The following is an 11,261-nucleotide window of genomic DNA, read 5'->3' as shown; positions in this document are numbered from 1 at the left end:
ACGGGCTGATCGTCGGCGTGGGGTCGGCGGCCAATTTCCTGGCGTTCAACACCATGGACAACTGGACTCACATGGTGCTGGGCGTGGCAATGATTGGCGCCGGCTGGCTGCTCGCGAGGCATCTGGCCGATGACGCACAAACCCGGTAACTGAACTCCGGGAAAAGGGAGCCGCGAATGAGGACCGATTCTCAGTAATCCAACAAATTCGTACTACCTGCTGGTGTGGGCCCCTGGAGCGTTATAGGTGTCCGCACCAGCTTCCTGCTGTGGGGGCGTTCGTTGGGGCGGGGTGGGTGCGCTCGCGAGGCCGGCGGGTCCAACGTGGGGCCCGAATGCGTTTCGTGGCCGCGTTTCCTTCGCCCATTCGCCACATATGGCCGCAATGGGGTTCGGCAAGCGGCCGTTTCTGGCGAATGGGCGTCGAATAGGGAACGCTCTCCGGCCACTCCCCGGTCCGGCGCGCTCGGTATGGGCGCGGACCTCTGGACCTTCTCCAGCCCCAAGCCGACGTCGATTTGCCACTTATGGCCGCTTCGCGGGGTGGTTTAGCGGCCACTCTTGGAGAATCGCGACGGCGACCAGGCCACCCCGGGCAACGGCGGGGGTCCCCCGGTCAGCGGTCCACCACTACCGGTCGGCGGCCAACTACACCTAGTGTGCGACCAACCCGCACGAATGCTGTGCGACCAACCCGCACTAAGCTCACCCCGGCGCACCGACCCTGAGCCAAGCACCTCTCCAGCCCCGAGCCAACGTCGACTTGCCACAAATGGCCGCTTCGCGGGGTGGATTAGCGGCCCCTTTTGGTGAATCGCGTGCTCGACGGCGCAGGCCACCCAAGTCTCGACTTCGCAGCCGACACGAGGAATCACCCAGCCCCAGCTCCGCCGCGCACTCCACGAACCCGCCCGATTAGCACCCGGTCCCGCACTCCGCCCACTCCACCGGCGCAGCAGCCCCTCCCACCAGCTCCCCCTGCCCCGGTCAGCCACCCCACCCCGAAACCTCCTCCCCGCAGAAACCCCACCCATGCACACGCCTGTTAACCCACTCTTCCCCTGCAGGCCACGCCGACGCCCCCGCCCCGTCAGCGGCCGCGGCCACCGTGGAGGCGTGAGGATCGCACTAGTCGCCGAATCATTCCTGCCCCAGATGAACGGAGTCACGCACTCCATCCTGAGGGTCCTGGAGCACCTGCAGGACCGGGGCGACGAGGTGCTGGTAATCGCGCCCTCCACGCAGGACACCGACGTCCCCGCAGAGGTCCACGGCGCGAAAATCCACCGGCTCCCCTCCGTCCCCCTGGCCGGCTACACGAACGTACGGGTGGCGTTGGGCGGTGTGGCCCGGGTCAAGCGAATCCTTGCCGGCTACGCGCCCGACGTCGTCCATCTCGCCTCCCCGTTCGTGCTCGGCTGGCGGGCAGCCCAGGCCGCGCATCAACTTGGCATCGCCAGCGTCGCCATCTACCAGACCGAAGTCCCCGGCTACGCGGCGCGCTACGGCGTCCCGTTCCTCGAAAACTGGGCGTGGAACCGGGTGGAGCAGATCCACCTCCTCGCCACCCGCACCCTGGTCCCCTCCACCTTCGCCCGCGACCAGTTCCTGGGCCGCGGCATCCCCCGCGTCCGGATGTGGCGCCGCGGCGTGGACACCCGACGGTTCAGCCCGGAGAAGCGCGACGACGCGTGGCGTGCCTCCGTGGCCCCGGACGGCGAGCGCATCATCGGCTACGTGGGACGTCTCGCCGTCGAGAAGCAGGTGGAGGACCTGGCCGTACTCGCCGACATCCCCGGGACCAGGCTGGTGATCGTCGGCGACGGGCCGCAGCGCGAAGCCCTCGAAGCCGCGCTGCCCCGGGCCGTGTTCACCGGATTCCTGGGCGGCGAGGACCTGGCCCGGACCGTCGCCTCCTTCGACTTGTTCGTCCACCCGGGCGAGTTCGAGACCTTTTGCCAGACCATCCAGGAAGCGATGGCCTCCGGCGTCCCCGTGGTCGCCACCGGGCGCGGCGGCCCGCTGGACCTCGTGGAAAACTCGCGGACCGGCTGGCTCTACAAACCGGGAGACCTCGCCGAGATGCGGTCCCGCGTGGCGGACCTGACGGGCGACGACGCCAAGCGCCGCGCGTTCGCCGCCGCCGCGCACGCTTCGGTCCAAGGCCGGACGTGGGAGGCACTCGGACGGGAACTCGTCGGTCACTACGAGGCCGTCCAGGCCAACCCCGCCGTCCAGTCCAACCCCGCCAACAGAGCCACCACCMCGGCCACGAGACCAACCGCAACCACCACCGCCCCTACCAGAGGAGCAACCCTGTGAAGATTTCCGTGATCGGCTGCGGCTACCTCGGCGCGGTGCACGCTGCCACCCTGGCCTCGATGGGCCACACCGTCGTGGGGATTGACGTCGACGCCGCCAAGATCGCCCAGCTGGACCGCGGCACCGCCCCGTTCCACGAACCCGGCCTGGACGAGCTCCTCCGCGATGGCCGCGCCAACGGCCGGCTCGCGTTCTCCACCAGCTTCGCCGACGCCGCCAGCGCGCAACTGCACTTCCTCTGCGTCGGGACACCGCAGTCCAAGACCTCCGACGGCGCCGACCTCAGCTATCTCGTCTCAGCGATCGAGTCGGTGCTGCCGTTCCTGGCCCCGCGCGCCGCCGTCGTCGGCAAGTCCACTGTGCCGGTGGGAACGGTGGAAATGCTCCGCGGAGTCCTCGCAGGCCGGCCGGACGTGCTGCTTGGCTGGAACCCCGAGTTCCTCCGCCAGGGCACCGCGGTCAAGGACTCGCTGGTCCCGGACCGGCTGGTGTACGGCGTACCGGGCGGCAAGGACTCGGCCAAGCGCCCGGACAGCACGGGCGCGGCCGTCACGTCCGTCCTGGACACGGTCTACGCTCCGCTTCTCTCCGCGGGCATCCCCCGGCTCGTCTGCAACTTCGCCACAGCGGAACTGATCAAGTCGGCGTCGAACGCGTATCTGGCCACCAAACTGAGCTTCATCAACGCCATGGGCGAACTCTGCGACGCGTCGGGCGCCGATGTGACCGAGCTGGGCGAGGCGATGGGGCTGGACCCGCGGATCGGCGGCCGGTACCTGCACGCCGGGCTCGGCTTCGGCGGCGGCTGTCTGCCCAAGGACATCCGGTCACTCCGGGTGCAGGCGCAAACGTTGGGCGTGGACTCGGTGGACGCCTGGATGGCCGCGGTGGACGGGATCAACCGGAGCCAACGCTCCCGCACCGTGGAGGCGGCACGGGAACTCTGCGGCGGCCAGCTCGGCGGCCGGCGCGTGACCGTGCTGGGGGCAGCCTTCAAGCCGGACACCGATGACATCCGCGACTCCCCGGCCCTGGATGTTGCCCAGCAGCTGGCCGACTCCGGCGCGCACGTCACCGTCACGGACCCGGCAGCGATCAACAACGCCTGGCTGCGCTACCCGCAGCTGCGCTTCGAGGCCGAGGTGGAGCAGGCGCTCGACGGCGCCGAGCTGGTCCTGCTGCTAACGGAGTGGGAGGCCTACCGTGCGCTGTCGCCCGCGGCCGCCGGCGGCCTGGTCCGGCGCCGGAATATCCTGGACGCCCGGAACGCGCTCGACGCCGCCGCCTGGTCCGCGGCCGGCTGGACGGTGCGCGGGCTGGGACGGTCCGACGCCGGGACCCCCGTGGACGCGGCGGCCTGGGACCGGCTGGCTACCGCCGACTGAGCGGCAGCACCCCAAACCCGACGGATATCCGCGCGGCGGCGCCCCGGCCCCGCTCTGCACCCTATGATTTCTGTGGGGAGGATTCTCATGGAACATCGTTGGTCTCACAATCGCTCGGCTCCGGCCGCGTGAACACTTCTGCGCGCACCGAAGAGGACGCCAGGCTCCGCGAAGCCATGTCCCTGCTCTCGGCCACCCTGGAGTCCACCGCGGACGGCATCCTGGTGGTCAGCGCCGAGGGCCGCATCTCCTCCGTGAACAACAAGTTCCTGACCATGTGGGGCATCCCCCGCGACCTGGTCGACGCAGGCGATGACGAGGCCGTGATCGGCTCCGTGCTCGGCCAGCTGCAGGACCCCGAGCAGTTCCTCGCGAAGGTCACGGCCCTGTACGCGGACCCGGCGGCTGAGAGCCACGACGTGCTGCACTTCCGCGACGGACGCACCTTCGAACGCTACTCCCGCCCGCAAAAGGTGGAGGACCGCGTGGTGGGCCGAGTCTGGAGCTTCCGCGACGTCAGCCAGGCCCGGCGGGACCAGGACCAGATCAACCGGGCCATGGCGGACCTCGCCCAGCAGGCCAGCCAGCTCAAGACCCTCGCGTTCCAGGATCCGCTGACCGGGCTCTCCAACCGCCAGCTCTTCAACGACCGGCTGGCGCACGCCCTGGCCGGGCCCTGCGGTACCGCCGTCGACGTCCTGCTGCTGGACCTGGACGACTTCAAGGAAGTCAACGACGTCCACGGCCACCACGCCGGGKACCAGATGCTGATCGAGGTGGGCCGTCGGCTCCCAGCCTGAGCCTGGGGCTGGCGTCGATCGGCGAGGACGCGGGCGACGCCTCCGAGCTGCTCCGCCGCGCGGACATCGCCATGTACGCGGCCAAGTCCGCCGGGAAGAACCGCTACCTGCGCTTCCGCCCGGAAATGATGACCGAACTGCTGGAACGCACCCACCTGGAGGCCGGGCTGCGCGCCGCCGTCGACAACGGTGAACTCGCGGTGCACTACCAGCCGATTGTCTCCTCGAGCCTGGGCACCGTGGTCAAGGTCGAGGCGCTGGTCCGCTGGGAACGCGACGGGCGCCTGGTCCCGCCGCAGCAGTTCATTCCCGCCGCGGAGCGCAGCGGCCTGATCGTGGAAATCGGCACCGAGGTGCTGCTGCGCGGCTGCACGGAGCTGGGACCCTGGCTGTCCGAGGACCCCACCCGCTCCCTCGCCATCAACGTCTCCGGCGTCCAGCTGCAGCAGGGCAACTTCCCTGAACTGTTGTTCGCCACCGCGGGCTCCTGCGGCGTGGACCCGCACCAGCTGGTCATCGAGGTCACCGAGAGTGTGTTCTTCGAGGACGAATGCCAGGTGCGGCGCCAGCTGGTGCAGCTCCGGAGTGCCGGGGTCCGGGTGGCCTTGGACGACTTCGGCACCGGGTACTCCTCCCTGGGCCGGCTGCAGGACCTGCCGGTGGACACCCTAAAGATCGACCAGTCGTTTGTCGCCATGATCCGCACCGGCACCGAACGCCTGCCCATCCTGAACTCCATGATCGACATGGCCCACGGCCTGGGCCTGAACGTCACCGCGGAAGGGGTCGAGACCCGGGAACAGGCCGAATACCTGATGGCCCGCGGCTGCAACTTACTCCAGGGCTACCTGTTCTCCCGGCCCCAGCCCGCCGACAGCCTGGGCGCGGCCCTCGCCGCCTCGGCACGGACAATCGCCGGCCTGCGCGGCGACACCACTGCCAAAACCCAGCGGGTTCTGTGATTTGGGTCTCAGGGCCCTATGATGCTTGAAGTTTACTGACCACCTGGACGGTGGACCCGAGTACCGAACGCCTGGGGGCTGGCATCGACGTGGAACAAGGTTTAGCGGAAACCCTGCTGATGCAGGGCCCTGACGCGTTGCTGCTGCTGACCACCGAGGGGATCATCACGTTCCTGAATCCGGCGGCAGAGCGCCTGTTCGGCTACTCCCAGGACGAGCTGATCGGCGTCGAACACCACCGCCTGCTGGTGGAGGACGACCGCGGCGGATTTCTGCGGGTCTGGAGCCGGCTGGGCCGTTCGGGCACCTTCGGCACCAGCCCGTTCCCCGGGATGGGGCTGCACCGCGACGGCCACGAAATCCCGCTGGACATCACGTGCTCGCTGGTCACCATGCAGACGGAGACGTCCATGGCCGTGGCGGTCCGCGACACCTCCCACCGGCAGGACGACGACACCGGGCGGCGGCACGCTGTCTCGCTCCTGGACGCCACGCTGGAGACCACTGCGGACGCGATTGTGGTGGTGTCCAACACCGGCCAGATCACCGGCGTCAACGAACAATACCTCCGGCTCTGGGGTATGCCGCGCGAGATCCTGGCCGAGGACGACGCCTACGCCCTGGTCCGCTTCATCGCCAAGCAGCTGGTGGACCCGGACACCTTCAAAGCCAAGGTCGCCGAGCTCTACGCCAACCACGAACTGCACAGCCATGACCTGCTCGAATTCCAGGACGGCCGCACCGTGGAACTGTATTCGCGGCCGCAGAAGGTGGCCGAGGAAGTGGTGGGCCGGATCTGGAACTTCCGCGACGTCACCTCCCGCACCATGGCGCAGGACACGGCCCGCCGCGCCCTCGACGAACTCGCCCAGAAGGCGGACCAGCTCAAGGCCCTGGCCTTCCAGGACCCGCTGACCGGGCTCGCCAACCGGATGCTGTTCAATGAACGCGCGACGGCGGCACTGGAGTCCCCCGGGCCGGTGGCCGTACTGCTCCTGGACCTGGACGACTTCAAGGACGTCAACGACATCCTGGGCCACCACGCCGGGGACCAGATGCTGGTGGAAATCTCCCGCCGGCTGCAGAACTGCGTGGGCCCGCACGGCACCGTGGCCCGGCTGGGCGGCGACGAATTTGTGGTGCTCCTGGTGGGCTGCAATGACACGGACACCGTGGCGCAGCGGATTGTCAGCACCCTGAACGCCCCGGTCACCATCGAGGCCACCCTGATGCGCCCGGGCCTGAGCCTGGGCGTCGCGATGCGCGGTTCCGACGGTATGTCCTCCTCCGAGCTGCTGCGGCAGGCGGACGTGGCCATGTACGCCGCCAAGGAGGCGGGGAAGAACTGCTACGTGCACTTCCAGCCGGAGATGCTGACCACCCTGCTCGAGCGCACCCAGCTGACCGCGGGGCTGCGCCGCGCCGTCGAACTCGGCCAGATCAAGGTGTTCTACCAGCCCGTGGTCTCCACGAACCGGCGCGAGGTGGTGCAGTTCGAGGCCCTGGCCCGCTGGGAACGCGACGGGGAGCTCATGGCCCCGGACACCTTCATCCAGACCGCCGAACGCAGTGGCCTGATCCGGGACATCGGCGCCGAGGTACTCCGGCAAAGCTGCACGGAACTGCAGCCCTGGCTGGCCGAGGACCCGGGCCGGACGCTGGCCGTAAACGTCTCCGGCGTGCAGCTGCAGCACAAGGACTTCGCCGAGCGGGTCCTGGACATCGCCGCGTGGAGCCGGGTGGATCCGCACCAGCTGGTCCTGGAGGTCACCGAGAGTGTGTTCTTCGACGCCGCCACACACGTCATCCAGCAGCTCATCGCGCTGCGCGCGGCCGGCATCCGGGTGGCCCTGGACGACTTCGGCACCGGCTACTCCTCGCTGGGCCGGCTCCAGGAGCTTCCAGTGGACGCGGTGAAGATCGACAAGTCTTTCGTCTCCATGCTGCACACAGGCGAGGAGCGGCTCCCCATCCTCACCTCGATGATCCACATGGCGCACAGCCTGGGCCTGCGGGTGACCGCGGAGGGCATCGAGACACCCACCCAGGCCCGGTACCTGATGGAACACGAGTGCGACGCCCTGCAGGGTTACCTGTTCTCCCGGCCTGTCCCGGAGGCCCGCCGGGGCGCTGCCATGGCACAGACCGCCGAGGCGCTCCTGGAGCTGCAGGACGCCGTCGCCGTCCTGTAGCCCGGCGGGGTGTCTGGGCGCCCGGACGACACATTCGGACGCTTTCGCAAATACTGCCGGGGCGGCACGGCAGTGTGCTACCGAGCACTTATGATTTCAGCAGGCACGGCGCCGGCAACCGCCACGGGGTTTCCGGCAGCGGGCCACCAGTCACGGATCCATCGCTTTGGGGGCAGTACACATTATGGACGCAACGTTTGCGCAGGCAGTGCTGGAGCACAGCCCCGACGCCCTGCTGCTGCTGGCCCCGGACGGGTCCATCTCTTTCCTGAACGCCGCCGCGGAGAAACTCTTCGGCTACTCCCGCGCCCAGCTGCTCGGCGCCGACTACGCCCTGCTCTTGGCCGAATCCTCCCGGGAAGACTTCCACAAGCTCCTGGCCGGGCTGGCAGACGCCGGCGCTGCCGCGCAGGGTTCCCGACCCTTCGCGGGCTCGGGCCGGCGGGGCGACGCCTCGGAGTTCCCGCTGGAGATCACGTGCTCCGCGGTTCCGTCCGCGGCCGTCGGCGCCTCAAGCGGTGCGTCGGGCGCGGGCGCCGTCGCCGTCTCGGTCCGGGCGGTGTCCGGGCACGCCGCGTCAGCCCCTGCGTCGAGTCACGCGAACGCGTACGACGGCGCAGCGCCGGGTGCCGCCGCGGCGGCGCCTGCCGCCCGGCGTCGGACGTTCGCCTCGCTCGAAGCCGAGCTGGTGCCCGGCCACACCGGCGTCCTCCCCCGCCTTTCGCCCGCGGAACACGATGACCAGCTCAAGGCTGCCGTGCTGCGCGACCCGCTGACCGGGCTGCCGAACGGGACGCTTTTCAACGAACGCCTGGCCGCGGCCCTCCGCCGGCCGGACCCGGTGGACGTGCTGATGATCAACGTTGACGACTTCAAGAGCTACAACGACATGCTGGGCCGCTCTGCCGCGGACGAGCTGCTGGTGGAGGTTGCCAGCCGGCTGCGCAATTGCGTCCGGCCGCACGATACCGTGGCGCGGCTGGGCGGCGACGAGTTTGTGGTGTTGCTGACCGAGTGCCTGAACGCCGGGGCCGTGGCCAAGCGGATCTCCGAGTCCCTGTACGTCCCGGCGCGGGTGGGCGGCTCGATGGTCCGCCCCGCGGTCAGCATGGGGCTGGCCTCGCGGTCGCCGCAGACGCACGACGGCGCGGAGCTGCTGCGGCAGGCGGACTCGGCCATGGCTGCGGCCAAGGCGGCCGGAAAGAACACGTGGCTGCAGTTCCGGCCGGAGATGCTGAAGACGGGCGTGCAGGGTGCCCAGGGCGAGGCCGGGCTGCGGCAGGCTGTGGGGCTGGGTCAGATTTCGGTGCATTACCAGCCGGTGGTCTCCCCCGGGCTCGGCGCTGTGGTGCAGTTCGAGGCGTTCGCGCGCTGGGAGCGGCACGGCAAGCTGGTCCCGCCCAACCAGTTCCTGCCCGTGGCCGAGCAGAGCGGCCTGATCCGTGAGATCGGCGACGAGGTCATGCGCCGGGCCTGCGCCGAGATTCGGCCCTGGCTGGCCGGCGACGCCGCGTACAGCGTCGCCGTGAATGTCTCCGGCCTGCAGTTCCAGCACCGCGACTTCGCCACAGATGTCCTGTCCATTGTGGCCTCCACCGGGGTCAACCCGCGGCAGCTGATGCTGGAGCTGACGGAGAGTGTGTTCTTCGACGCCGATTCGGACGTGCTGCGGCAGCTGGGCCAGCTGCGCGAGGCCGGAGTGCGGATCGCGATGGACGACTTCGGCACCGGCTACTCCACCCTGGGCAAGCTGAAGGAACTGCCCCTGGACATGGTCAAGATCGACCGGTCCTTTGTGGCGATGATCAAGACCGGCAAGGAACACCTGCCGTTCTTCCGGACCATGATCACGGCCGCGAAGAACCTTGGCCTGAAGGTCACCGCCGAGGGCATCGAGACGCCCGAGCAGGCCGGTTACCTGATGGACCTCGGCTGCGACTCCCTGCAGGGCTACCTGTTCGCCAAGCCCGCCCCCGCAAGCGACCTCGCCGGCACCATGGAGAGCGCCCTGACGGCGATCGACACGGTCGAGGCCGCGCGGTAGCCGCCGGCTTGACCGCACCTTCCTAAGTACGCGAAAGGCCCCGGCAACTCTGCCGGGGCCTTTCGTTTGGGTTAGCGCTTTTCGCAGGCGATGCCGTCGTTGTCGCGGTCGAGGTCGTACTCGCCGCGGTGCTTGACCGGGCCGCCGTCGTTGTAGCTGTACAGGGTGCTGTCGACGCGGAAGTTTGTGACCTTCTTGCCGGTGGTCTTGTCCTTGGCGCCCTTGCGGCCGACGCCGTGCGGGTAGACCTTGTTCAGTTCGGTGCAGTTCTTGTAGGACTTTGGCGCCGGGGCTGCGGAGGCAGGTACGGCCGTTCCGCTCAGCACCACGGCGCTGGCGGCGAGTGAGACGATGATCAGTTTCTTCAGGCGCACGTTCGAGAGCCCTTCCCCCATAGAAGCCCTCGGCCGCGTGTCGGCGAGGATCAGGGAAATCCTATCCCACGTTCCGGACGATTGCGGACCGTGTCAGCCGCGGGGATCGAGGTCGCGTTCCTGCGCCACCATGGCGGCGCTGCGCTCCCATAGCTCGGCGGCGAGCCTGGCGTCGTAGGCCTGCTTGTTGGCCTTCGCCAGGGCCCGCTTGGCATAGTAGGCGCCGGAGACCCAGTCCTGCCCCGGTGTGGCCGTGGCGAGCCAGACGAGGGTGTCTGCGCCCTGCTCCGGGGAGAGCATGAACCTGTTCAGGAAGGAGCGGTACATAAACCTGAAGGGGCTGGTGGTCTCCGCGGCGAAGTTGGTGGCCACTACACCGGGGTGGAAGGCCGCTGTGGAGATGCCGGCCGCCTGGTACCGGTTGTGCAGCTCGGCGGTGAAGAGGATGTTCTCCAGCTTGGCGTTGCCGTAGGCCAGGTTGGCGGTGTACTTGTTGGCAAGCTCGAGATCGTTGATGTCCAGCCGGCCGTAGAGCGAATTGGCGGCGCTGGAGGTGTTGATGACGGTGGCTTGGCTGGCGGTGAGGACGTCCATCAGCTCGGTGGTCAGCAGGAACGGCGCCAGGTGGTTGATCTGGAACGTCTTCTCGTGGCCGTCGTCGGTGAGTTCCCGCGCGCCCATGATCCCGCCGGCGTTGTTGGCCAGAACGTCGATCCGCGGGTATTTCTCCCGTAGCTGCGCCGCGAGCCGGCGCACCTGGGCCAGCTCGGCGAAGTCACAGACGAGGTAGTCCGCGCCGGTCTCCTGCGCGATCCGCCGGGTCTTCTCCGCGGAGCGCCCGACGACGACGACGTTCTCGCCTTGCGCTGCCAGGGTCCTGGCCGCGGATGCGCCGATGCCGTCGCTGGCGCCGGTGATGACGATGGTCCGTGCAGTCATGGGATCTCCCGTGGTTGGTGGTCTATGCCTACTCAAGGGTAACCACCGTGGCTGGGTGTTGGTTGGGTGGTTAAAGTGGGAGAGCCTCCAACCTGGTGGTTGGAGGCTCTCGACCTGTAATAGTGTTCCGGCGGTGACCTACTCTCCCACACCCTCCCGGGTGCAGTACCATCGGCGCTGTGGGTCTTAGCTTCCGGGTTCGGAATGGGACCGGGCGTTTCCCCCACGCTATGACCGCCGTAAC

Annotated in this window: 9 protein-coding genes and 1 rRNA gene; 7 read left to right on the top strand and 3 right to left on the bottom strand. The window is 68.8% G+C overall.

What is annotated here, in order from left to right; genetic code table 11:
- Positions 1–5 precede the first annotated feature (5 nt).
- From AC1DBE_RS15815 to AC1DBE_RS15785, 7 genes are all read left to right on the top strand, one after another.
- Positions 6–149: a hypothetical protein gene (locus AC1DBE_RS15815; RefSeq protein WP_476971132.1), complete on the top strand. Its 144-nt coding sequence runs from the start codon at positions 6–8 to the stop codon at positions 147–149.
- A 966-nt stretch (positions 150–1,115) separates the two neighbouring features.
- Positions 1,116–2,321 carry a glycosyltransferase family 4 protein gene (locus tag AC1DBE_RS15810; RefSeq protein WP_476971131.1) on the top strand — a complete coding sequence of 402 codons (1,206 nt, stop codon included), beginning with the start codon at positions 1,116–1,118 and terminating at the stop codon, positions 2,319–2,321.
- Positions 2,318–3,706: a UDP-glucose dehydrogenase family protein gene (locus AC1DBE_RS15805; RefSeq protein ID WP_476879579.1), complete on the top strand. Its 1,389-nt coding sequence runs from the start codon at positions 2,318–2,320 to the stop codon at positions 3,704–3,706. Before AC1DBE_RS15810 ends, AC1DBE_RS15805 begins: the two co-directional genes overlap by 4 nt.
- Positions 3,707–3,834: 128 nt before the next feature.
- Positions 3,835–4,506 carry a diguanylate cyclase domain-containing protein gene (locus tag AC1DBE_RS15800; RefSeq protein ID WP_476971130.1) on the top strand — a complete coding sequence of 224 codons (672 nt, stop codon included), beginning with the start codon at positions 3,835–3,837 and terminating at the stop codon, positions 4,504–4,506.
- A gap of 71 nt (positions 4,507–4,577) precedes the next feature.
- A complete protein-coding gene (locus tag AC1DBE_RS15795; RefSeq protein ID WP_476971129.1) occupies positions 4,578–5,468 on the top strand; it encodes a putative bifunctional diguanylate cyclase/phosphodiesterase in 891 nt (296 codons plus the stop codon).
- 50 nt (positions 5,469–5,518) lie between these two features.
- Positions 5,519–7,660: a putative bifunctional diguanylate cyclase/phosphodiesterase gene (locus tag AC1DBE_RS15790; protein WP_476971128.1), complete on the top strand. Its 2,142-nt coding sequence runs from the start codon at positions 5,519–5,521 to the stop codon at positions 7,658–7,660.
- Between the two features lie 184 nt (positions 7,661–7,844).
- Positions 7,845–9,704 carry a putative bifunctional diguanylate cyclase/phosphodiesterase gene (locus AC1DBE_RS15785; protein WP_476971127.1) on the top strand — a complete coding sequence of 620 codons (1,860 nt, stop codon included), beginning with the start codon at positions 7,845–7,847 and terminating at the stop codon, positions 9,702–9,704.
- A gap of 71 nt (positions 9,705–9,775) precedes the next feature.
- Here AC1DBE_RS15785 and AC1DBE_RS15780 read toward each other — a convergent pair whose 3' ends face one another.
- From AC1DBE_RS15780 to rrf, 3 genes are all read right to left on the bottom strand, one after another.
- Positions 9,776–10,078 carry an excalibur calcium-binding domain-containing protein gene (locus AC1DBE_RS15780; RefSeq protein WP_476903639.1) on the bottom strand — a complete coding sequence of 101 codons (303 nt, stop codon included), beginning with the start codon at positions 10,076–10,078 and terminating at the stop codon, positions 9,776–9,778.
- 93 nt (positions 10,079–10,171) lie between these two features.
- Positions 10,172–11,017, bottom strand: a complete 846-nt coding sequence (locus AC1DBE_RS15775; protein WP_476880291.1) for an SDR family NAD(P)-dependent oxidoreductase — start codon at positions 11,015–11,017, stop codon at positions 10,172–10,174.
- 125 nt (positions 11,018–11,142) lie between these two features.
- Positions 11,143–11,259: ribosomal RNA gene (rrf, locus tag AC1DBE_RS15770) — 5S ribosomal RNA — on the bottom strand.
- Positions 11,260–11,261: the final 2 nt, after the last annotated feature.

This window comes from Arthrobacter sp. 10T416 (assembly GCF_056394165.1).
This window is presented reverse-complemented; position numbering and strand designations above follow the sequence as displayed.

Excerpts from the sequence above, each read along its gene's own strand:
- AC1DBE_RS15795 (WP_476971129.1), top strand. The coding sequence starts at position 4,578 with ATGTACGCGGCCAAGTCCGCCGGGAAGAACCGCTACCTGCGCTTCCGC.
- AC1DBE_RS15785 (WP_476971127.1), top strand. The coding sequence starts at position 7,845 with ATGGACGCAACGTTTGCGCAGGCAGTGCTGGAGCACAGCCCCGACGCC.
- AC1DBE_RS15775 (WP_476880291.1), bottom strand. The coding sequence starts at position 11,017 with ATGACTGCACGGACCATCGTCATCACCGGCGCCAGCGACGGCATCGGC.